At 41.3% G+C, this 24,070-nt stretch carries 16 protein-coding genes and 2 pseudogenes; 3 read left to right on the top strand and 15 right to left on the bottom strand.

Features of this window, described 5'->3' with window-relative positions; translation table 11 throughout:
* Window positions 1–30: 30 nt before the first annotated feature.
* Window positions 31–3,642 (bottom strand): DNA-directed RNA polymerase subunit beta, encoded by a 3,612-nt coding sequence (gene rpoB / locus D8845_RS02670; protein ID WP_125392890.1) that lies wholly within the window; start codon window positions 3,640–3,642, stop codon window positions 31–33.
* A gap of 448 nt (window positions 3,643–4,090) precedes the next feature.
* Here rpoB and D8845_RS02665 point away from each other — a divergent pair, with 448 nt between their 5' ends.
* The gene (locus D8845_RS02665) at window positions 4,091–7,876 is read left to right on the top strand and encodes a pullulanase (RefSeq protein WP_125452365.1); all 3,786 of its coding nucleotides are present in this window, start codon (window positions 4,091–4,093) and stop codon (window positions 7,874–7,876) included.
* 99 nt (window positions 7,877–7,975) lie between these two features.
* On the opposite strand, the pseudogene D8845_RS02660 reads toward D8845_RS02665, so the two are convergent.
* From D8845_RS02660 to ruvB, 9 genes and pseudogenes are all read right to left on the bottom strand, one after another.
* Window positions 7,976–9,025, bottom strand: a pseudogene (locus D8845_RS02660) (LLM class flavin-dependent oxidoreductase).
* 118 nt (window positions 9,026–9,143) lie between these two features.
* A complete protein-coding gene (gene glmS, locus D8845_RS02655) occupies window positions 9,144–10,952 on the bottom strand; it encodes a glutamine--fructose-6-phosphate transaminase (isomerizing) (RefSeq protein WP_125452364.1) in 1,809 nt (602 codons plus the stop codon).
* 191 nt (window positions 10,953–11,143) lie between these two features.
* Window positions 11,144–12,523: a 6-phospho-beta-glucosidase gene (gene bglA / locus D8845_RS02650; RefSeq protein WP_125452363.1), complete on the bottom strand. Its 1,380-nt coding sequence runs from the start codon at window positions 12,521–12,523 to the stop codon at window positions 11,144–11,146.
* A gap of 98 nt (window positions 12,524–12,621) precedes the next feature.
* On the bottom strand, window positions 12,622–14,475 hold the full coding sequence (locus tag D8845_RS02645; RefSeq protein WP_125452362.1) for a proline--tRNA ligase: 1,854 nt from the start codon (window positions 14,473–14,475) through the stop codon (window positions 12,622–12,624).
* Between the two features lie 12 nt (window positions 14,476–14,487).
* Window positions 14,488–15,747 carry an RIP metalloprotease RseP gene (rseP, locus tag D8845_RS02640; protein ID WP_125452361.1) on the bottom strand — a complete coding sequence of 420 codons (1,260 nt, stop codon included), beginning with the start codon at window positions 15,745–15,747 and terminating at the stop codon, window positions 14,488–14,490.
* A gap of 21 nt (window positions 15,748–15,768) precedes the next feature.
* Window positions 15,769–16,572 (bottom strand): phosphatidate cytidylyltransferase, encoded by an 804-nt coding sequence (locus D8845_RS02635; RefSeq protein WP_033686268.1) that lies wholly within the window; start codon window positions 16,570–16,572, stop codon window positions 15,769–15,771.
* A gap of 8 nt (window positions 16,573–16,580) precedes the next feature.
* The gene (locus tag D8845_RS02630; protein WP_000466719.1) at window positions 16,581–17,339 is read right to left on the bottom strand and encodes an isoprenyl transferase; all 759 of its coding nucleotides are present in this window, start codon (window positions 17,337–17,339) and stop codon (window positions 16,581–16,583) included.
* A gap of 337 nt (window positions 17,340–17,676) precedes the next feature.
* Window positions 17,677–18,249 carry a nucleotidyltransferase family protein gene (locus D8845_RS02625; protein WP_125452360.1) on the bottom strand — a complete coding sequence of 191 codons (573 nt, stop codon included), beginning with the start codon at window positions 18,247–18,249 and terminating at the stop codon, window positions 17,677–17,679.
* Window positions 18,230–19,228, bottom strand: coding sequence for a Holliday junction branch migration DNA helicase RuvB (ruvB, locus tag D8845_RS02620; RefSeq protein ID WP_125452359.1), 999 nt, complete (start codon window positions 19,226–19,228; stop codon window positions 18,230–18,232). The genes D8845_RS02625 and ruvB overlap by 20 nt, the downstream gene beginning before the upstream one ends.
* A 133-nt stretch (window positions 19,229–19,361) precedes the next feature.
* Here ruvB and D8845_RS02615 point away from each other — a divergent pair, with 133 nt between their 5' ends.
* Complete coding sequence (locus D8845_RS02615; RefSeq protein ID WP_000970382.1) at window positions 19,362–19,454, top strand: type I toxin-antitoxin system Fst family toxin; 93 nt, start codon at window positions 19,362–19,364, stop codon at window positions 19,452–19,454.
* Window positions 19,455–19,596: 142 nt separating this feature from the next.
* Here the strand turns inward: D8845_RS02615 and D8845_RS02610 are convergent, their stop codons facing one another.
* From D8845_RS02610 to D8845_RS02600, 3 genes are read right to left on the bottom strand one after another with little or no spacing between them, the layout of a single operon-like run.
* Complete coding sequence (locus D8845_RS02610) at window positions 19,597–20,325, bottom strand: ABC transporter permease (protein ID WP_064276736.1); 729 nt, start codon at window positions 20,323–20,325, stop codon at window positions 19,597–19,599.
* The gene (locus tag D8845_RS02605) at window positions 20,326–21,054 is read right to left on the bottom strand and encodes an ABC transporter permease (protein WP_260467927.1); all 729 of its coding nucleotides are present in this window, start codon (window positions 21,052–21,054) and stop codon (window positions 20,326–20,328) included.
* A 4-nt stretch (window positions 21,055–21,058) separates the two neighbouring features.
* Window positions 21,059–21,994 carry an ABC transporter ATP-binding protein gene (locus D8845_RS02600; protein WP_064276738.1) on the bottom strand — a complete coding sequence of 312 codons (936 nt, stop codon included), beginning with the start codon at window positions 21,992–21,994 and terminating at the stop codon, window positions 21,059–21,061.
* A gap of 501 nt (window positions 21,995–22,495) precedes the next feature.
* Between D8845_RS02600 and D8845_RS02595 the strand changes: the two genes are divergently transcribed.
* Window positions 22,496–23,356 carry a helix-turn-helix domain-containing protein gene (locus D8845_RS02595; RefSeq protein ID WP_064276739.1) on the top strand — a complete coding sequence of 287 codons (861 nt, stop codon included), beginning with the start codon at window positions 22,496–22,498 and terminating at the stop codon, window positions 23,354–23,356.
* A gap of 82 nt (window positions 23,357–23,438) precedes the next feature.
* On the opposite strand, the pseudogene D8845_RS10300 reads toward D8845_RS02595, so the two are convergent.
* Together D8845_RS10300 and D8845_RS02585 are read right to left on the bottom strand one after the other, a co-directional pair.
* Window positions 23,439–23,730: pseudogene (locus D8845_RS10300) on the bottom strand (DUF5966 family protein).
* Window positions 23,731–23,743: 13 nt separating this feature from the next.
* Window positions 23,744–24,028: a DUF5962 family protein gene (locus tag D8845_RS02585; protein ID WP_064276741.1), complete on the bottom strand. Its 285-nt coding sequence runs from the start codon at window positions 24,026–24,028 to the stop codon at window positions 23,744–23,746.
* Window positions 24,029–24,070: the final 42 nt, after the last annotated feature.

The following is a 24,070-nucleotide window of genomic DNA, read 5'->3' as shown; positions in this document are numbered from 1 at the left end:
TTTCTTCCCTTTCTATTCTAAGTGAACTGCTTATTCTTGTTCAGCAGCTTCTTCTGTTGCTTCCGCTTTTGCTTCTTTCTCAGCTTCTTCAGCTTCAAAGGCTGCTTTAGCCTCTTGTGCTGCTTTTTCGCGGGCTTTTTCAAGGTCATCTACGTGGATGACATCTTCGTCCATTCCTTCATCCAAGTCACGAAGTTCCACTTCTTGGTCATCTTCGTCTAGGACACGCATGTCAAGACCAAGAGATTGCAATTCTTTGACAAGAACTCGGAAGGATTCTGGAACACCTGGTTTTGGAATTGGTTTTCCTTTTGTAATGGCTTCATAAGCTTTCAGACGTCCATTGATATCGTCAGACTTGTAAGTCAAGATTTCTTGAAGGACATTTGATGCACCATAGGCTTCAAGAGCCCAAACCTCCATCTCACCAAAACGTTGTCCACCAAACTGAGCTTTACCTCCGAGTGGTTGTTGGGTAACGGTTGAGTAAGGTCCGACTGAACGCGCGTGCAATTTATCGTCAACCATGTGGTGGAGTTTGATCATGTACATGACTCCGACAGAAACACGGTTATCAAACGGTTCCCCAGTACGTCCATCGTAAAGAATCGTTTTGGCATCACTATCCATACCTGCTTCTTTAACAGTTGACCAAAGGTCTTCAGAACTTGCTCCGTCAAAGACTGGTGTTGCGATATGAATACCAAGAGTACGAGCCGCCATACCAAGGTGAAGCTCCATAACCTGACCGATATTCATACGTGATGGCACCCCAAGTGGGTTCAACATGATATCGACTGGAGTTCCGTCTGGAAGGTAAGGCATGTCTTCTACAGGAACGATACGAGAGACAACCCCTTTGTTTCCGTGACGTCCGGCCATCTTATCTCCGACCTTGATCTTACGTTTTTGAGCGATGTAGACGCGAACCAGCATATTAACACCTGATTGCAATTCATCTCCATTTGCACGTGTAAAGATCTTAACATCACGAACGACACCATCGGCACCGTGTGGTACACGAAGAGAAGTGTCACGCACTTCACGAGACTTGTCTCCAAAGATAGCGTGCAAGAGACGTTCTTCAGCTGAAAGGTCTTTCTCACCCTTAGGTGTTACTTTACCTACAAGGATATCACCTTCTTTAACCTCAGCACCGATACGGATAATACCCATTTCGTCAAGGTCTTTAAGAGCGTCTTCCCCAACGTTTGGAATTTCACGAGTAATTTCTTCAGGTCCAAGCTTTGTATCGCGTGTTTCTGATTCGTATTCTTCAAGGTGGACAGATGTGTAGACATCGTCTTTAACCAAGCGTTCGCTCATGATAACGGCATCCTCGAAGTTGTAACCTTCCCAAGTCATGTAGGCAACGATTGGGTTTTGTCCAAGCGCCATTTCTCCATTTTCCATAGAAGGTCCGTCAGCGATGAAATCGCCTTTTTCAACGACATCGCCAACTTTTACGAGAGTGCGTTGGTTGTAAGCAGTACCTGAGTTTGAACGACGGAATTTTTGGATGTGGTAAACGTCCAATGAACCATCTTCACGACGAACTTCTACCTTGTCAGCATCTGCATAGGTAACTTTACCGTCATACTGAGCAATCACAGCAGCTCCTGAATCGTGGGCTGCCTGATATTCCATACCAGTACCAACGTAAGGTGCTTTAGGATTAATCAATGGTACAGCCTGACGTTGCATGTTGGCTCCCATAAGGGCACGGTTGGAGTCATCGTTTTCCAAGAAAGGAATACATGCTGTCGCAACAGCAACTACCTGTTTTGGTGATACGTCCATGTAGTCAACAACATTAGCTGGATACTCTTGGTTGACCCCTTGGTGACGACCCATGACAACTTTTTCAGCAAATGTTCCATCTTCATTCAGACGAGAATTAGCCTGTGCTACAGTAAATTCATCTTCTTCATCGGCTGTCAACCAAACGATTTCGTTCGTGACAACACCTGTTTCACGGTCAACCTTACGGTATGGTGTTTGAACAAAACCATACTTGTTCAAATGTCCGTAAGATGACAAGTTATTGATCAAACCGATGTTAGGTCCTTCAGGGGTCTCGATTGGACACATACGGCCGTAGTGAGTGTAGTGCACGTCACGTACTTCATATCCAGCGCGGTCACGTGTCAAACCACCAGGTCCTAAGGCTGATAAACGACGTTTGTGAGACAACTCAGAAAGCGGGTTGTGTTGGTCCATGAACTGTGACAACTGTGATGAACCAAAGAATTCTTTAACCGCAGCTGTTACAGGACGGATATTGATAATTTGTTGTGGTGTCAAGACTTCGTTGTCCTGAACAGACATACGTTCACGGACATTACGTTCCATACGAGAAAGTCCAAGACGTACTTGGTTGGCAAGCAATTCACCAACCGCACGGATACGACGGTTTCCAAGGTGGTCAATATCATCTACACGGCCAAGCCCTTCAGCCAAGTTGAGGAAGTAGCTCATCTCAGCAAGGATATCTGCAGGAGTTACGATACGAACCTTGTCATCTGGATTGGCATTACCGATGATGGTTACAACACGGTCTGGATCAGTTGGTGCAACAACCTTGAATTTTTGAAGAACAACTGGCTCAGTCACAACCGCTGCATCATTTGGGATGTAAACAATCTTGTTCAAGTCGCCATCCAAATGGCTTTCAATACTTTCAATCACGCTACGAGTCATGATTGTTCCAGCTTCTACTAAGATTTCTCCTGTTTCAGGGTCTACCAATGGCTCAGCAATAGTTTGGTTGAGCAATCGTGTTTTAACATTGAGTTTTTTATTGATTTTGTAACGACCGACAGCTGCCAAGTCATAACGACGTGGGTCAAAGAAACGAGCTACAAGCAAGCTACGTGAGCTTTCAGCAGTCTTAGGCTCACCTGGACGAAGGCGTTCGTAAATTTCTTTCAAGGCTTCGTCTGTACGAGAGTCCATTGGATTCTTGTGGATATCTTTTTCAACAGTATTACGAACCAATTCGCTATCACCAAAGATATCAAAGATTTCATCATCACCTGAGAAACCAAGCGCACGAACCAAGGTTGTAAATGGAATCTTACGAGTACGGTCAATACGAGTGTAGGCGATATCTTTTGAGTCACTTTCAAGTTCCAACCAAGCTCCACGGTTAGGGATAACAGTTGAACCGTAGCCCACTTTACCGTTTTTATCAACTTTATCGTTAAAGTAAACACCTGGTGAGCGGACCAACTGAGATACGATGATACGTTCACCACCATTGATGATGAAGGTACCCATTTCTGTCATGATTGGGAAATCACCAAAGAAAACTTCTTGAGTTTTGATTTCGCCTGTTTCTTTATTGATCAAGCGGAAGGTTACAAAAATTGGTGCTGAGTAGCTAGCATCGTGGATACGAGCTTCTTCTAGCGTATATTTTGGTTCCTTGATTTCATATCCAACAAATTCCAACTCCATTGTGTCTGTGAAGTTTGAAATTGGCAATACATCTTCAAACACTTCCTTAAGACCATGGTCTAGGAAATCTTTGAATGAATCAGTTTGAATTTCAATCAAATTTGGTAAGTCAAGAACTTCTTTGATTCTTGAAAAACTACGACGGGTACGATGTTTCCCGTATTGAACGTCATGTCCTGCCAAGATGATTCTCCTTTGTAAATAAGTTCCAAGCCTTGTCAATCAGGCTTTTCTAATCGTCATATGGTTTTAAAAACCCCTATCACCGTGTCCTCTTGATAAATTTTCAGAACCTTTAAGTCTTTGTTACAAGTACTCAAAATCCTGAAAAAAAGCACAAAAAGAGCAGCTAAATCTGACTTTTTCAGAAGATTTAACTGCTGTGAGCCTTGTCTGGACAATATTTCAGACAAAACCTACGACAAATGATTATTCATATTATACCCTATTTAGCTAGATTTTTCAAGGGGTTTAACAATTTTTTGACAAAATCTTTTCCTATAAAAAAGACTGGCTGAATCGTAACAAAATTTGTTGCGATTTTTCTTTTAGTTTAATTCCAAGAAAACGCTTGCATCTTATTTTACTAAGTGCTATACTGATATAGAAATTTATTGATTGGAGAATCATTATGAGAAAAACACTATCTCACACTGAGAAAAAAATGGTTTACAGCATCCGCTCCCTCAAAAATGGAACTGGTTCTGTCCTTATTGGAGCAAGCCTTGTTCTGCTTGCCATGGCTACACCAACTATCTCAGCCAACGAAAATACACCAACCACTAACGAACCCAGCAACAGAAATACAACCTCCCTTACTCAACCTCTTACTGATGCAACAAACATCGCTGGCAAGAACGAAAGTGATATTTCTTCGCCTAAAAATGCAAACGCTTCCCTAAAGAAAACAGAAGAAAAACCTGCAACAGAGGTACCCACTCCTGCTGCAACTCCAGCCGATTCAGCCCCACAAACCGGACAAGATCGTTCAAGTGAACCAACTACTTCTACGAGTCCAGTAACGACTGAAACTAAGGCAGAAGAGCCAATAGAAGACAACTACTTCCGTATCCATGTCAAAAAGCTTCCTGAAGAAAACAAGGATTCTCAAGGGCTATGGACTTGGGACGATGTTGAAAAACCATCTGAAAATTGGCCAAACGGAGCCTTGTCCTTCAAGGATGCCAAAAAAGATGACTATGGCTATTACCTAGATATCAAATTAAAGGGAGAGCAAGCCAAGAAAATTAGCTTCCTCATCAATAATACAGCTGGGAAAAATCTGACCGGCGATAAATCGGTAGAAAAACTGGCACCAAAGATGAATGAGGCTTGGTTGGACCAAGATCACAAGGTTTTCTCTTACGAGCCACAACCTGCAGGAACTATTCGCGTCAACTACTACCGCACAGATGGCAACTATGATAAAAAGTCTCTCTGGTACTGGGGAGATGTGAAAGAGCCAAGTAGTGGTGAATGGCCTAACGGAACAGACTTTACGGCTACAGGCAAATATGGTCGCTATATCGATATTCCACTCAAAGATGCAGCTAAAGACCTTGGATTTTTATTACTAGACAGAAACAAACAAGGAGACGATGTGAAAATCCGTAAAGAAGATTATAAGTTCACAGATTTAAAAAATCATAGCCAAATTTTCCTAAAAGACGATGATGAATCGATTTACACAAATCCATACTATGTCCATGATATCCGTATGACAGGAGCCCAACACGTAGGCACTTCTAGCATTGAGAGTAGTTTTTCAACACTTGTCGGTGCTAAAAAAGAAGATATCCTCAAACACTCCAACATCACTAATCACCTAGGAAATAAAGTAGCTATCACCGATGTTTCAATCGATGAAGCTGGTAAGAAAGTGACCTACAGCGGAGATTTCTCTGACACAAAACATCCTTATACCGTGAGATACAACGCTGACCAATTCACTACCAAAACAAGCTGGCGTCTGAAAGATGAGACATACAGCTATGATGGTAAACTTGGAGCCGACCTCAAAGAAGAAGGAAAACAAGTTGATTTGACCCTTTGGTCACCAAGTGCTGATAAGGTTTCTGTCGTTGTCTACGACAAGAATAACCCTGAAAAAGTGGTTGGAACTGTCGCTCTTGAAAAAGGGGAAAGAGGAACTTGGAAACAAACTCTAGATAGCACAAACAAATTAGGAATCACAGATTTCACTGGATACTATTATCAATACCAAATCGAGCGTCAGGGTAAAACTGTTCTTGCACTCGATCCTTACGCTAAGTCCCTCGCTGCTTGGAATAGTGACGATGCCAAGATTGACGATGCCCATAAAGTGGCTAAAGCTGCCTTTGTAGATCCAGCCAAACTAGGACCTCAAGACTTAACTTATGGTAAGATTCACAACTTCAAGACTCGTGAAGATGCCGTTATCTACGAAGCTCATGTGCGTGACTTCACTTCAGATCCTGCCATTGCAAAAGACTTGACCAAACCATTTGGTACCTTTGAAGCCTTTATCGAAAAACTAGACTACCTCAAAGACTTGGGTGTGACCCACATCCAGCTCCTTCCAGTCTTGTCTTACTACTTTGTCAATGAATTGAAAAACCATGAACGCTTGTCTGACTATGCTTCAAGCAACAGCAACTATAACTGGGGATATGACCCTCAAAACTACTTCTCATTGACTGGTATGTACTCAAGCGATCCTAAAAATCCAGAAAAACGAATCGCAGAATTTAAAAACCTCATCAACGAAATCCACAAACGTGGCATGGGAGCTATCCTGGACGTAGTTTACAACCATACAGCCAAGGTCGATCTCTTTGAAGATTTAGAACCAAACTACTACCACTTTATGGATGCTGATGGGACACCTCGCACTAGCTTTGGTGGTGGACGCTTGGGAACAACCCACCATATGACCAAACGACTCCTAGTTGACTCTATCAAATATCTAGTTGATACCTACAAAGTAGATGGATTCCGCTTCGATATGATGGGAGACCATGATGCCGCTTCTATCGAAGAAGCGTACAAGGCTGCACGCGCCCTCAATCCAAACCTCATCATGCTTGGTGAAGGTTGGAGAACCTATGCTGGTGATGAAAACATGCCTACTAAAGCTGCTGACCAAGATTGGATGAAACATACCGATACTGTCGCTGTCTTTTCAGATGACATCCGTAACAACCTCAAGTCTGGTTATCCAAACGAAGGCCAACCTGCCTTTATCACAGGTGGCAAGCGTGATATCAACACCATCTTCAAAAATCTCATTGCTCAACCAACCAACTTTGAAGCTGACAGCCCTGGAGATGTCATCCAATACATCGCAGCCCATGATAACTTGACCCTCTTTGACATCATCGCCCAATCTATCAAAAAAGATCCAAGCAAAGCTGAGAACTATGCTGAAATCCACCGTCGTTTGCGACTTGGAAATCTCATGGTCTTGACAGCTCAAGGAACTCCGTTTATCCACTCCGGTCAGGAATATGGACGTACTAAACAATTCCGTGACCCAGCCTACAAGACTCCAGTAGCAGAGGATAAGGTCCCAAACAAATCTCACTTGTTGCGTGATAAGGACGGCAATCCATTTGACTATCCTTACTTCATCCATGACTCTTACGATTCGAGTGATGCTATTAACAAGTTTGACTGGACTAAGGCTACAGATGGAAAAGCATATCCTGAAAATGTCAAGAGCCGTGACTATATGAAAGGTTTGATTGCCCTTCGTCAATCTACAGATGCCTTCCGACTTAAGAGTCTCCAAGATATCAAAGACCGTGTCCACCTCATCACTGTTCCAGGCCAAAATGGTGTGGCAAAAGAGGACGTGGTAATTGGCTACCAAATCACTGCTCCAAATGGGGATATCTACGCAGTCTTTGTCAATGCGGACGAAAAAGCTCGCGAATTTAATTTGGGAACTGCCTTTGCACATCTCAGAAATGCTGAAGTTTTAGCAGATGAAAACCAAGCAGGGCCAGTCGGAATTGCCAACCCGAAAGGACTTGAGTGGACTGAAAAAGGCTTGAAATTAAATGCCCTTACAGCTACTGTTCTTCGAGTCTCTCAAGGCGGTGCCATTGTTGCCCCAGCTATGGAAGAAAAACCAGAATTTGATCTTTCTAGCTTAAAACAAGAACACGGTCAAAATAACAGCCAAGACAATATGTCAAACCGAGTAGTCAAACCGGAACAGCAAACTCCAGCTCCACAAACTAAACCTGATTCTGCAAAACCAGATACAAAAGTAGCTGATGCAGAAAATAAACCTAACCAAGCTACAGCTAATTCACAAGCTGAACTACCAAATACAGGAACCAAAAACAATCACAAACTCCTGTTTGCAGGAATTAGTCTCCTCGCCCTTCTAGGTCTCGGTTTCTTACTAAAAAACAAAAAAGAGAACTAAACCAGCCCTCCTATAGAACTATCCCCCAAGCCTTAACGCTCGGGGGATTGATTTTTGCACAATATTTGCCGTCATAATAAACTTGATTAGGATTTTTTATTAAGCCTCTTTTATGGCAAAATAAGCCCGTACTTTTGGAGCCACTTGCGTTCCAAAAAGTTCAATAGCTCTCAGGACTTGTTCATAAGGCATAGAACCAAGAGGTAGGTGCAACATAAAGCGGTCCAAACCTAAGTCCTCAATCATGCGAATCATTTTTTCGGCCACCTGATCTGGATTGCCCACAAACATAGCACCATTTGGCCCAACTTGCTCCAAATATTGCTCATAACGCAATTCCTGCCAGTGCTGACGGTCTTTGGAAATAGCATCCACCACTTGCTTAGTCGGATGGAAATAATCTTTCACAGCCTGCTCGCCATCTTCAGCAATCCAACCCCAAGAATGGGCCCCAACCTTTAGTTCCTGACTGGCATGACCCGCTTCGCTACCAATCTCACGATAAGCCTGAATCAACTTTTTAAAATAACGGGGATTACCACCAATAATAGCATAAACAATCGGTAGACCAGCCTGAGCAATCTTCACAGTTGATTCGACATGACCACCTGTCGCTATCCACAAGGGCAATTTGTCCTGAACTGGACGAGGATAAACTTATTTGCCAGAGATTGTTTGGGTCAATCGACCTTGCCAATCTAGTTTTGTCTTTTCATTGACTAATTGAAGCAAGTCTAATTTTTCATCAAAAAGAGCTTCGTAGTCTTTCAAATCATAGCCAAACAAGGGAAAAGATTCCGTGAAAGAACCCCTTCCGGCCATAATCTCCGCACGTCCATTTGACAAAGCATCAATAGTGGCATACTGTTGGAACAAACGAATCGGATCCATGCTCGAGAGAATGCTGACCGCACTAGTCAAACGAATTTTCTTGGTATTGACTGCCCCAGCTGCCAGGATAATCTCTGGGGCTGATACCGCAAAATCCGCTCGATGGTGCTCACCAATCCCATACACATCCAAACCAACCTTGTCAGCCAGTTCAATCTCTGCCAGCAACTGGCGAATGCGTTCAGCATGACTGTAAGTTTGCCCAGTCCCTTCAAGCTCCGTTGTTTCCCCAAATGTTGAAATTCCCAATTCTACCATTGCGATTCTCCTTGTCTACCTCTGTCCTTCAATTTGAAAAATTATTCTAACACGAATCTTAAGTACAAGCAACCGATTTGCTCACAAGAAAAAGCCTAGATAACTAGACTTTTTTAGCTTATTCTACAGTTACTGATTTAGCAAGATTACGTGGTTTGTCCACATCAAGGCCACGGTGGAGTGTTGCAAAGTAAGCGACTAATTGCGTTGGCACGACCATTGAAATTGGTGAGAGGTATGGATGTACGGTCGTAAGGACGATATCGTCTGTCTCTTTAGCAACATTTTCTTCTGCGATAGTGAGAACCTTGGCACCACGGGCTGCCACCTCTTGGATATTTCCACGAGTGTGGTTGGCAAGGACTGGATCTGACAAGAGAGCCAAGACAGGCGTTCCTTCTTCAATCAAGGCAATAGTTCCGTGCTTGAGTTCTCCTGCCGCAAAGCCTTCACACTGGATGTAAGAAATTTCTTTGAGTTTGAGACTTGCTTCCATGGCTACGTAGTAATCTTGACCACGCCCAATATAAAAAGCATTGCGAGTTGTTTCAAGAAGCTCACGAACCTTGGCTTCAATGGTTTCTTTCTCTGAAAGAGTTGATTCGATAGACTGAGCTACGATTGACAACTCATGAACTAGGTCAAAGGCTTGCGCTTTAGCATTGCCATTTGCTTCTCCGACTGCTTTTGCTAAGAAGGCAAGGGCTGCAATTTGTGCTGTATAGGCCTTGGTTGATGCTACGGCAATTTCAGGACCTGCATGAAGGAGCATGGTATGGTTGGCTTCACGTGAAAGAGTTGAGCCTGGTACGTTTGTCACTGTCAAGCTTGGGATACCCATTTCATTAGCCTTAACCAAAACCTGACGGCTATCCGCTGTTTCACCAGACTGACTGATAAAGATGAAGAGTGGTTTCTTGCTGAGAAGTGGCATACCGTAGCCCCACTCAGATGAGATTCCAAGTTCCACTGGTGTATCAGTCAATTCTTCCAACATCTTCTTAGAAGCAAATCCTGCGTGGTAAGATGTTCCAGCTGCAAGGATGTAGATACGGTCTGCATCTTGAACAGACTTAATGATAGCTGGGTCTACTACTACTTGACCAGCCTCATCTGTGTAGGCTTGGATGAGTTTACGCATAACTGTTGGCTGCTCGTCAATTTCCTTGAGCATGTAGTAAGGATAAGTTCCCTTACCGATATCTGACAAATCAAGCTCAGCAGTGTAGCTAGCACGCTCACGACTATTGCCATCATAGTCTTGAACTTCGACACTATCAGCCTTGACGATGACCAACTCTTGGTCATGAATTTCCATATATTGGTTGGTTTCACGAATCATAGCCATAGCATCTGAGCAGACCATGTTATAGCTTTCCCCAAGACCAATCAAAAGCGGTGATTTATTCTTAGCCACGTAGATGACTTCAGGATCTTGTGAGTCAACCAAAGCAAAGGCATAAGAACCACGGATAATGTGAAGAGCTTTTTTGAAGGCTTCAAGAACTGAGAGACCTTCTTCTTCCGCAAATTTTCCAATCAAGTGAACGGCAATTTCAGTGTCTGTTTGCCCCTTGAAGTGGTGACCTGCAAGGTATTCTTCCTTGATTTCAAGGTAGTTCTCAATCACCCCATTGTGCACCAAAACAAAACGTTCAGTCTCAGAGCGATGTGGGTGAGCATTGTCTTCCGTTGGTTTCCCATGAGTCGCCCAACGAGTATGTCCGATACCAGTTGTTCCCTCAACACCAGCTGTCTTGGCAGACAATTCTGCAATACGACCAACAGCCTTGACTAGATGGTTTTCAGCACCACCTAGGACAAAAATTCCCGCAGAATCATAGCCACGGTATTCGAGCTTTTCAAGCCCTTGAATCAAAATATCAGTTGCATTTGTGTTTCCAACAACACCAACAATTCCACACATAGTATATACGACACAGACCAGCTGTGCTTTCTCCTTAAAATTGGTATAGTCTAATTCCTCTTTTATAGAATCAGCAAAAACAGTATATACTTGTTTCTTTCACTTGTCAAGAGTAAAAATTGGTATAGTTCAAATTACGCTCCTGTTAGCAAAAAACTCTGACCAATTAGGATAATCAGTCAGAGTCCTTTTTAAAATCCATTATTATCGCTTAATTCCTTGAACCAGTGCCCTGATTTCTTCAGACGACGTTCTTGCGTTTTCAAGTCTAATTCAACCAAACCATAGCGATTTTTATAGCTGTTGAGCCATGACCAGCAATCAATAAAGGTCCAGATTAAGTATCCTTTACAGTTGGCTCCATCTTCAATAGCACGGTGAAGTTCACGAAGATGACCTTTTACAAAGTCAATACGGTAATCATCTTGAATCATTCCATCTTGACGGAATTTTTCTTCCCCTTCAACACCCATACCATTCTCAGTCAACATCCACTCGATATTACCATAATTTTCCTTGATATTTTGGGCGATGTCATAAATCCCTTGCTCATAAATCTCCCAGCCACGATGAGGATTGATTTTACGCCCAGGCATCACATAAGGCTCGTAAAAATGTTCTGGTAAGAGTGGACTCTCTGGATGCTTAGCAAATCGAGGAGCCATAACACGCAAAGGTTGATAGTAGTTGACACCAAGGAAGTCCACTGTATTGTCACGAATGAGCTTCAACTCCTCCTCCGTAGTATCAGGTAAGAGACCGTGTTCATGCAAGATTTCTACCAACTCCTGTGGATAAGTCCCCAAAACAGACGGATCTAAGAAAGATTGGGCCTGAAAAAGGTCCGCAATACGAGCCGCCTTGACATCAGCAGGATGCTGGCTACGTGGATAAGCCGGTGTCAAGTTTAAGACAATCCCAATCTTGGAATCTGGCAAAAGTTCATGACAAGCCTTAACCGCCCGACTGCTAGCCAATTGTGTATGATAAGCTACTTTAACGGCTGCCTCTGCATCCACCTTATGTGGATAATGGGCATCGTAAAAATAACCAAATTCTACTGGAACGATGGGCTCGTTAAAGGTAATCCATTGATCCACTAAATCTCCATAAGTCTCAAAACAAAAACGAGCATAGTCTTCATAGGCTGAGACAGTCGCCTTATTTTCCCAACCATCACCATCCTCTTGAAGAGCAAAAGGTAAATCAAAATGATAAAGATTGACTAAAAGACGAATCCCTTTGGCCTTAATAGCCTCAAAAACCTTACGGTAAAAGTCTACACCTTGAGGATTGACTTCCCCACGCCCTTGTGGAAAAATCCGTGACCACTGAATAGAAGTCCGAAAGGCCGTGTGACCAGTTTCTAACAAGAGGTCGATATCCTGTTCCCAATTTTCATAAAAGGTCGATGTCTTATCTGGACCAATTCCATTATAGTAACGATTTGGCTCCACTTGGTACCAATAATCCCAGAGATTATCTCCCTTACCGTCACCAGCTACACGTCCTTCTGTTTGTGGTCCAGAAGTAGAGGATCCCCAGACAAAATCCTTTGGAAATCTTAGCATACATTTACCTCTTTATCTACTCATTTTTCCCATTATACAGAAAAAACAAGGTAAAAACTAGTTACATTTTTTCCTTGTTTTTCTTCTGATTATAGTTTTTATTTCTTGCTGAGGATTTCAAGCGTTTCGAGCACGTTGTCGGCATGAACTTCTATGGTATCACCAGTCGCTTTAATCTTAACTTCTACGATGCCATCGGCTGCTTTCTTCCCAACAGTAATACGGATTGGCAATCCAATCAAGTCGCTGTCGCTAAATTTAACTCCGACACGTTCGTTACGGTCATCTGTCAAGACTTCGTAACCTGCTCCCATCAAGCTTGCTTCAAGCTTTTCTGTCAAGGCTTGCGCTTCTTCGTCCTTGACATTGACAGTGATCAAGTGCACATCAAATGGTGCCAATTCTTTAGGGAAGTTGATTCCCCAAGCGTAACGGTATTCACCTTTTGGCGTTTTGTTAACAAAGAGGCGAGCGTGTTGCTCCATCACTGCTGAAAGGAGACGGCTGACACCGATACCGTAACATCCCATGATAATTGGCACAGCACGGCCATTTTCATCCAAAACATCTGCTCCCATGCTTGCTGAATAGCGAGTGCCGAGTTTGAAGATGTGACCAATTTCGATACCACGCGCAAAGTTAAGGACACCTTGTCCGTCTGGAGAAATTTCACCCTCACGAACTTCGCGGATATCCACATATTCTGCAGTAAAATCACGACCTGGGTTCACACCAGTCAAGTGGTAGCCATCTTCGTTAGCACCGACAACTGCATTGCGAACATCTTGCACCTTACGGTCTGCGATGATTTTAACATTCTCTGGCAAACCAACTGGACCAAGTGAACCAAAACCTGCTTGAACAACATTTGCCACTTCTTCTTCGCTAGCAACGTCGAAGAAATCTGCTCCCAAGTGGTTCTTCAACTTAACTTCATTGAGCTGGTCATTTCCAACTAGAAGGGCTGCAACAAGCTCACCATCTGCCATGTAGAAGAGGGTTTTGATCGCTTGTTCTTCTGGAACGTTTAGGAAGGCTGCAACTTCATCAATTGATTTAACATCTGGTGTTGCGACACGAGTCACTTCTTCTTCAGCGACAACACGGTTGCTTGGTTTGTACTCGTTTGTTGCCATTTCTAAGTTAGCAGCATAGCTAGACTCACTTGAGTAGGCAATGGTATCTTCACCAGAAACCATCCATTTGAGCAATTCTGCCTTGATTTCTTCTTGCACTTCTGCAGGAATTTCATCAAATGAGGTAACTGACTTGTCCAAAACAACCCATCGGTCAAGGTCTGTACGAGCAGGTGTAATAGCCATAAATTCTTGGCTGTCCTTACCACCCATGGCTCCACCGTCACCGATGATAGCCTTGAAATCTAAACCACTACGAGTGAAAATACGCTCATAAGCAGCCTTGTACTCATCGTAAACACTGTCCAAGCTATCATAGTTAGCGTGGAAACTGTAAGCATCTTTCATGATAAACTCACGTGTACGGAGTAGTCCATTACGTGGGCGTTTTTCATCACGATACTTAGGCTGGATTTGATAAAGGTTAAGCGGCAATTGCTTGTAAGACTTAACAGAATCACGGACAATAGCTGTAAAGGTTTCTTCGTGAGTTGGACCTAGGATAAAGTCTGATTTTTCACGGTTTTTTAGTTTGTAAAGGTCTTCACCATAAGTTTCATAACGACCTGATTCGCGCCACAATTCTGCACTAAGAAGGGCAGGAGCCAACATCTCAACGGCACCAATCTTGTCGAATTCTTGGCGCATGATGTTTTTAGCTTTTTCAATCACACGGTTAGCAAGTGGTAGGTAAGAATAAACGCCTGCTGAAACTTGGCGAACATAACCAGCTCGCAACATAAGAGCGTGGCTGATAACTTGAGCATCGCTTGGCATTTCGCGAAGCGTTGGGATAGGCATTTTACTTTGTTTCATAATATTCCTCGATTATCTAAAAAAGAGTCGCATGATGTCATTCCAGGTCACAGCAATCATCAAGACAACCATGATGACCACTCCGGCCAAGGTGACATAGGTTTCAATTTCTTGTTTCAATGGTTTGCGGCGAATGGCTTCTAGGATATTGAGCACAATCTTACCACCATCCAGGGCTGGAATCGGAATAAGATTAAAAATCCCAATATTGATGGAAATTATTGCCAAGAAGTACAAGACATTCTCAATTCCATTTTTAGCAGCATCACTACTTGCCTTAAAGATGGCAACAGGTCCACCTAGCTTGTTCAAATCCGGTTGGAAAATCAGATTTTTCAGTTCTGAGAGAATTCGGAGGGCCGAGTCAGCAGCAGTTGTAAAACCACCTACAAACATAGATACAAAATCTGACTTAATCCCCGGTTGAACACCTAGAAGGTAACGGCCTTGACTTTCTTCCGGACTAACAGTGACTTGTTTGTCACTACCATTTTCAGAAATAGTCACATCCAAGGTCGGGGCCGTCTTATCTTTGGTTTCTGATTCCACAGCCTGAATCAAACTTTCCCAGTTGCTAACCTCATGTGAGCCAATTTTGGTAATTTGTGCCGTTTCTGGTACTCCCACCTTAGCCAAGGCCCCTTGGGGCATAATATGGAACTGGTTGGTATCGACATCTCTGACACCACCCTGCATGAAGATTAAAATCCAGAAAACAACAACCCCTAAGATAAAGTTGTTCATAGGACCTGCAAAATTAGTAATGAGTTTCCCCCAGATAGTCGCATTTTGATATTGAACATCTAAAGGTGCAATCCGAACCTCAGTACCGTCTGTTTCCACAACCGTTGCATCGTGATCCACTGCAAATGTTTTTTCTTCTTCCAGAACCAGTCCTTTGATAAAGAGCTTGTCTTCAAAGTCAAATTGGGTCACCTGCATAGGAAGAGCTGTTTGATCCAATTTTTTACCTGAGAGATTGATGCGTTTAACCTTACCATCATCAGTAAGCGTCAAACTGACAGGAGTTCCTGTCTTGATTTCAGTTGTATCATCACCCCAACCGGCCATGCGAACGTAGCCTCCCAGAGGCAAGATTCGAATGGTATAGGCCGTTCCATCCTTGCCAATATGAGCAAAGATCTTGGGTCCCATACCGATGGCAAATTCACGCACTAGAATCCCTGATTTCTTGGCAAAGTAGAAATGTCCGAACTCGTGCACCACTACAATAATCCCAAAAACCAGAATAAAGGTTAAAATTCCGAGCATAGTATTTCCTCCGTCTTTTGATTAAAAGAGTCCAAACAAGTGCATAATTGGAAATACAAGCAACATACTATCGAAACGATCCAAAACACCACCATGTCCAGGAATAAATTTCCCAGAATCCTTGACACCAAAGTGACGCTTGATCGAACTTTCTAGTAAATCACCAAATTGTCCAGCAATGCTAAAGAAAATAGCAAAGACTGACATCTTGTAAATTCCATACGGAAGAGCAACTGTACTGTCAAACATCATAAAGATGATGGTTACTAAAATAGCACCTAAAATACCACCCAAGGCACCCTCAAAGGTTTTATTTGGAGAAACTGTCGGAGCCAGTTTCCGTTTCCCAAAGTTCATCCCAGCAAGATAGGCACCACTGTCGGTAGCCCAGACGATACACAAGGCCAATAGAGCCTTATCTAAACCTGCAACGCGAGCATCTAGTAAAGCATTAAATCCAAAGCCTACATAGAAACTCATAGCAAGAGGGAAAACAGCGTCCTCAATCGTATAAGACTTGCTAAAAACAGTTGTTCCTAACATAATTGAAATCAAAACACTGTAGGCAACCACATTCCCATCAACTGGCAAAAAAGTCAGGTAATTCTCCAAGGGAATGGTCAAAGCAAAGGTTGCAAAGAGGGTTAAGAGGCCCTCCATCGTCATGGTCTCTAGACCTCTCATCTTCAAAAGTTCATGCATGGCTAGCATGGCTATGATTCCAATTGCTATCTGAAGCAAGAGTCCACCAATCATTAAAATTGGTAGGAAAATAGCCAGGGCAATCCCTGCAAACAAGGTTCTTTTCTGTAAATCCTGTGTCATATTTCCTCCTAAACTCCTCCAAATCGACGATGACGACGATTGTAGGCAAGAATGGCTTCCTGCAAGGCCGCCTCGTCAAAATCAGGCCACAAGGTATCCGTAAAATAGAGCTCACTGTAGGCTCCCTGCCATGGAAGGAAATTGCTCAAACGCAATTCTCCACTAGTACGGATAATCAAGTCTGGATCTCGTAAGTCCTTAGGTAAATGCTGGGTAAAAAGATAATTACCAATCAATTCCTCTGTGATGTCACCTGGGTTGATTTTGGCATCTAAAACATCCTGAGAAATCAACTTAAGAGCCTGTGTAATCTCAGCACGTCCACCATAGTTGAGGGCAAAATTAAGAATTAATCCTGTGTTGTTCTTAGTTAATTCCTCAGCCTTGGTCAGAGCTTCAAAAGTTTGCTTAGGCAGGCGGTCTGTCTCCCCAATCATTTGAATCTTAACATTATTCGCATGCAGTTCCGGGACATAATTATCATAAAACTCTACTGGCAAGTTCATGATAAACTTGACTTCCTGATCTGGACGGGTCCAGTTTTCTGTAGAAAAAGCATAGACCGTAATAACCTTAACGCCTAGTTTGTTGGCTGCCTTGGTCACAGTTTGCAATGCTTCCATGCCCGCCTTGTGTCCAAAAACTCGCGGTTGCATACGTTTTTTAGCCCAACGGCCATTGCCATCCATGATGATGCCGATATGAGCAGGAACCTGTGTCGGAACCTCTACTTCCACAGCCTTATCTTTCTTAAAAAATCCAAACATGATCTTATTCCTATCCAAAAATCTATCGTTTCATTATACCATATTTCCCTATTTTCTTCTATCACTAAGCTATTTATACTCTTCGAAAATCAAATTCAAACCACGTCAGATTCACCTTGCCGTACTCAAGTACAGCCTGCGGCTAGCTTCCTAGTTTGCTCTTTGATTTTCATTGAGTATTATTCTCAGGCACAAAGCCCATTTTTCAAAAAAATAAGCCGCCTGATTGGGCGACTCTATTTTTTATAGGGAGATTATTATGAAAAAGTTTTAGGAGTTTAAGTTAAGGTCTTCTTAACTTATGAACTTAGTATACACTTCCTAGCTTAAAGTTTCCTTAAGTATTTTTAAAAATCAAATTTTTCCATTTCTCCTGCCAATTTTTCTTGGATAATCGTGTTTGATAGAGAACCATTCGGTCTTCATTCTCGAAAAAATGAGGAGTTGGACGAACTTGAAAATTCAAAATATCCTCCAAACCGTATGGAGTAAAGAGTTCCAAAACGGATTCTTCATTCAAGCGCAGTCCAACAGCCGTACATCGTTCTGGATACTTACTCATAGCATCACAAGAGCTGCTATAGGGAGCAGTATGAGGGCTGTGCTGGTGCATATAGACCTGATTTTTCAATTCCCACTGATACTGAGGAAAATCCGCTCTCAACTTTTTCTCTAGGAACAAGGTTTCCTCATAAGAAATATCCGGATCAAAGAAAATCACATCTACATCTGTTTCAAGATCAAATGCTGGTCTGTCTGACAAGAGATTCCAGATAAAATTTCTGACAGAACCTGCTGCCAACCAAGAATCTTTCAGACCAAGGTTTCGGATGATAGTCAAAATAGCCATCATATCCGGATTTTCTCTGAAAGAGTCTAAAATTTCAGTCTTATTTTTCAATATATTCATACCCTAAATGCTCATATGCCTTAGCAGTCGCCACCCGTCCAGAACGTGTCCGCATGATAAAACCTTTTTGAATCAAGTAGGGCTCATACATGTCTTCAACTGTCTCACGCTCTTCTGCTATGTTAACAGAAAGAGTTCCTAGACCAACAGGACCACCACCGTACATCTCAATCATGGTGCGAAGGATTTTCTGGTCCACATAGTCCAGACCTTCATGGTCAACATCCAGCATAGTCAAAGCCTTATCAGTAATAAGATCATCGATCACCCCATTCCCCATTATCTGGGCAAAATCGCGCACGCGCTTGAGGAGACGATTGGCAATACGAGGAGTCCCACGACTGCGCAAAGCCAACTCAGACGCTGCCTCATGAGTGATTTCCATCTCAAAAATATCTGCCGTCCGCTCGACAATTTCTGTCAAGTCAGCATGAGCATAATACTCCATATGACCTGTAATTCCAAAACGTGCTCTCAGAGGATTAGAAAGCATACCTGCCCGAGTCGTCGCACCAATCAAGGTAAAAGGTGGCAACTCCAAATGAACACTGCGACTGCCTTCACCAGCCCCAATCATGATATCAATGTAAAAGTCCTCCATAGCACTATAAAGCACCTCTTCCACAGATATGGGCAAGCGATGAATCTCATCAATAAAAAGGACATCCCCAGGCTCTAAGTCATTCAAAATTGCTACCAGATCACCGGCTTTTTCAATGACTGGACCCGAAGTCTGCTTGAGATTTACTCCCAGTTCGTTAGCAATTACAAAAGCCATGGTCGTTTTTCCCAAGCCTGGAGGGCCAAATAAGAGCACATGATCCAGCGCCTCATCCCGCATTTTGGCAGCTTCGATAAAGATCTGGAGCTGGTCCTTGACCTTGTCCTGCCCAATATATTCACGTAAGTACTGAGGACGGAGTGTGCGTTCTACTAACTCCTCATCCCCCATTATCTCATTATCTAAAATTCTACTCATGGCTCTATTATATCAAAAATCCAAGCCACAAACAAAAAAGCCACCCGATTGGGTGACTCCAGAGTTTAGCACCTATGTGGTATAACATTCTACGGCACTGCTACACCGCCTACGAAAGGAGGTGAGATAGCCCATGATGGAATTAGTACTCAAAACTATCATCGGACCAATTGTGGTCGGTGTCGTTCTTCGATTAGTCGATAAATGGCTAAACAAGGACAAATAGTGTCAAAAAGACCCCAAGCTTATTTGGTCGTGAGCTTGGGGTCTTTTCTAGCCTATGATATAGAACTAGTACTCAATTTCTTTTTATTATCCCATAGTTCACAAATTTTGTCAAAGGTTTATATCCTCATCTACTCAGCTTGTCATTTATAAGCAAAAATAATGTTCATCATGCGTTTATCTGCCAACAAATAAAGGAGACATGCCACCAAGGTAACCAACCAAATTGCATATACAGAAACTGTTAAAACCGTGAATTCCTCCATAATGATTAGTAGTAAATTTGCCAGATAATACCGCCCAACAACCGTTGTTAAAGCAAACAAACCTGCAAATGACAATAAAAAGGCAAGTGGTAGGGCAAGGATAAGTTCCTTCCGATATTTTCCTAAGAAGAGGACAATAATACCAGCAGACAGTGTATAAGCAAAAGCAATTGCTCCATAAACAAGTCCCCAAGATAACATTGCAAGACTAGAGAAAGCAAAATCACCATCCATTAACTCTAGGACCAGCATAGCCAAAAAAGTGAATTCACTGACTAGTAGATTAATCAACAAAGCAAGCATAAACTTCGCTTGGAGTAATTGTTTCAAATCGACAGGAATCAGTCTGAGATTTGAAATCGTTTTAGACACTTGTTCTATTCTTATCAAATCCACTAAAATCATACTCGCAAAAGGGAGGAGAAAATAGTAGTTCAAAAAGAAGAAACCATTTTCTACATACCAGCCATTCACACTACCGTACGAATGCCCTTGATAAATCTGATGACCAATCATAAACTCTAACAAAAAGAGCAGGATGGCTACAAAGGGAATCATATACAGTATCTTTCGCCTTCTTAGTTTAGTCAATTCTAGCATCAACATTTATTCATCCACCTTTCTTAACCAAGATTTAATGGACAAGAAAGACAAAACAAGTAAAGATAAACCTAGTATAACAATCGATAAGATAGCTGGCTGTTGAAGCACCACTCCTTCTCTATTTCCTTCCCAGATTAAACTGTTAGCACTTGTTACTGGACTGATATTTGGACTCGTCCTTGCTAAAAAAAATGACACTAAAACATACATGACACCGACCAAATTCCCAACTATCTCCTTGCCTCTGACTTTTATCATGACCAAAGCAACTAAAGGAAATACTCCCATGGGAATTAAGATACCACTACTCATACAAAGATAGAAAAATCTTAATAATAAAGACAAACTGACTGTCGAAGAAAAGCGGGATAGTAGTGCGAATAAGGAAACCGAAATATAGGTGAATAACATGATACACAGAGCGTTGATTTCTATATACAAAATCTTAGCCCAGAATGTCTTCATTAGATTTGCTGAAGCGAGTTTCAAGTTGTTCATGATGCGATAGCGATATTCTACACCAAATGCCTGTATTGTATAGGAAACACAATACAAAGGGAGAATCAAAAAGTTTAAATAAGACAAAGAAAATTTATAGACAAAGGGAAAGAAGTCAAACAAGCCTCTCGCATCATTTACATAATAACAGATGAGAGCTAGGTAGAGGGAAACAACACCATATACGATAAAATTCAGTTTTTGATGCCTTTGTTTGAGAAATTCAATCTTCACTAAATCAAGCAATTCCCTCACCTCCTGTTACTCGCTTAAAGTAATCCTCTAAACTTTCATTGTTTTTATAAGAATATTCTTTTAAAACTATTCCGTTGTCTTTTAAGGAGTTAGATACGACTGCAATGTCAAAAGTAGGTGATTCTCCCTGAAGTTCAAGTTCTATATCCGAAAGAATACTAATCTGTTCTTGCAGATTTATCCTGCAAAGCACTTCCTTAGCTTGAGGAGCATCCGAAACAATTAGGTGGATTTTCCTTTTATCTGCACCATCTATTAATTCCTTCATAGTCTTTTCAGCCATAAGGTGGGAATCATGCAGTATCCCAACTCTATCTACAAGCTTTTCAAGTTCTGAAATAATGTGGCTGGATATTAAAATCGAAATGCCATGATTGGTACTGAGTTCCTTTAGATAACGGCGCATTTCAAGGATACCAATAGGATCCAAACCATTTGTTGGTTCATCTAATATCAGAATTTTCGGCTGGTGCATAATAGCGTTAGCAATTGCTAACCTTTGCTTCATCCCCAGAGAATACTGCTTGAATTGTTTTTTATTTTCCCCATCTAATCCTACTACTTGTAAAGCTTGCTCTACCTGTTTTAGAGAAATTCCTCTCAATCTTGCAAAAATAGAGAGATTTTCAGGTCCCGTTAAATTAGGATAAAAAGAAGCACTATCCAATACCACACCGATTTGAGATAGCAAGTCTTTAGAAAATTCCCCCAACAGTTTTTCAGATAGAATATTCACTTCACCACTATCCATCGCTGTCAAGCCTAAAATAGCCTTGATAAATGTTGTCTTTCCAGCACCATTTCTTCCTAGTAAGCCATAGATTTCTCCCTGTCTTAATGTAAAATCTATCCTATCTAAGACAATTTTCCCATCATAGGATTTTGATAAATTAAATGTCTGTATTACTGGATTTCTCATTTTAATTCTCCTCCGAACATTCATACACCCACATTAAGATATATAATAGAGTATATCAAACTTACAAGCCCCCTTTAAGCTCTTCAATCTGTGACACGATCCATTGTATAAATGTTACTCCACAAAAAGTTTAACAAATCAATCCGCCAGTACAGATCAACTCAACTAGTTGTTGCAGCTTGTTGTATAATTTTCGAGTCCCAGATATATTGTGATTGATTTACAGGTTCCTCTAAAAAAGAAACCGCTTCCAAACAATCCTAAAAAGGACATATCAAAATGATTTTACGAAGCTTTACTAAAATACTCATATTAACCACCTTTTTCTTATCTTTACACTTGTAAGTGTACTACTTTAAATATTCTTTGTCAACAAAAATTATTCTTTTCGTCATCTTTTTTTTATTTTATTTCTTTATGACTATTTTTGTTTTAGAAAGTTGAAAAATAGAGATTAAAAGTATATAATTAATCGTAAATTTATTTAAAGAAGGTTTAAAGATGAGCATATTATCTGATAAACTAAAAGCCAAGAGAAAAGAAAAAGGATTCTCACAAAAAACACTTTCCGAAGGAATTTGTGAGCAAAGCCAAATCAGCAAAATAGAACGTGGTAACTATATGCCTGCTGCTGATTTACTCTATAAACTTGCAAATCGGCTTCAAGTTCCCTTAGATTATTTTTTCGATGAACAGATTGAAATGACTTCCAATATAGCACCGTTTAAGAAATTAGCAGAAAAATTACTTGAAGATCGTAATTACGAGGATTTAGAATACCTCTTAAACTTAGAAAAAGAAAAGTATCAGTATCTGTCTACTGAGGATGAATTTTATCTTCTATGGATTCAAGCGATTATCCTTTTCTACTTACATAGTTCCAAAGATGAAGCTATCGCCAGTCTAGAAAACGCTTTGCCAAAGCTTTCGGTCAGCTCATCTGTGTATCTTAAACTCCTCAATACTTTATCTAATTTTTATTTTTCTGTAGGGCGTGATGCAGAATACGAAGAAAATAACTCACTTCTTATCAGTTTGTATCAGGAAAAAGATTTAAACCACCAAGAGTATTTATTTGGTTATATTCGAGTTAAACATAATTTCGCCTATTATTTACACTCTAAAGGGAAGGAATTAGAAGCCGTCCAAGAAGCCTTAGAAACCATTGACTTTTGTAAACAAAAAGAGACCAGTTATCAGCTGGCGCCTCTTTTAACTATCGTTGCAAATGCCGGAAAAGATTTTTTAAAGCACGATGAAATTCTTGACTATTATTTACAAGCTCGTGATATCTGTAAAATATACGAGCACAAGCTCATGATGGCTAAGATTGATCATTTTTTGAAAGATAAGGATAGATGACTTCAATCGTAATAAGTTATAATTACCAATTAGCTAGAAACGTAAAAGTGGAGAGGAACTAATATAGTTTTCTCCACTTTTGTTAATATCCCCTCTTCCATTTGTATCCCGCCAAACTTACTAATACAAGTAAAACTAAATTAAAGATAATAAAGAATGTCGTAAAACCAAATAATCCATTTTATGCCAAATCTGCCGTGTAAAGTTTGGTCTCTGTAAAGAACAAATATATTCCATAGCCCTCTACGAAAATAAGAAAACTGACAAAACCAATAAGGAAAAGTCCACTGGCAATAAGAAAGAGTCTCCATAAAAGAATGATAATTCCTCCTACTGCTAAAAAAAATTACTGGGATAAGGAGTAAATCTTTCATGACTTTCTCCTTTCTAGTCAATCAATTGACGATAATGGGTGGCAAGAGAATAATCAAACTCTTCTAATTTTTGAACTAAGTCCAAATACTCCTCTTTCTCATGTTCTTCAAAGTCCACATATCGATGATTCTGAAGAGCGATTTCCAGTTGACTAGTGAGTTCTCGTTTAGAAAAACTGTAGTCCCCTGTCACTTCCTCATAATATCCCTTTAGCTCCTTGTAGGCTTGGTATTCTTCAGGTGTTTGAAATCCCTGTACTAAGGCTTCTTCTAATTGATAATTAGACCTTCTTTCTATAAAAACTAGGTCAAGAATAACAGATAAAGCTTGGAGCTTTTA

The organism is Streptococcus mitis (assembly GCF_003942865.1).
GTDB classification, from domain to species: domain Bacteria; phylum Bacillota; class Bacilli; order Lactobacillales; family Streptococcaceae; genus Streptococcus; species Streptococcus mitis_BI.
This window is presented reverse-complemented; position numbering and strand designations above follow the sequence as displayed.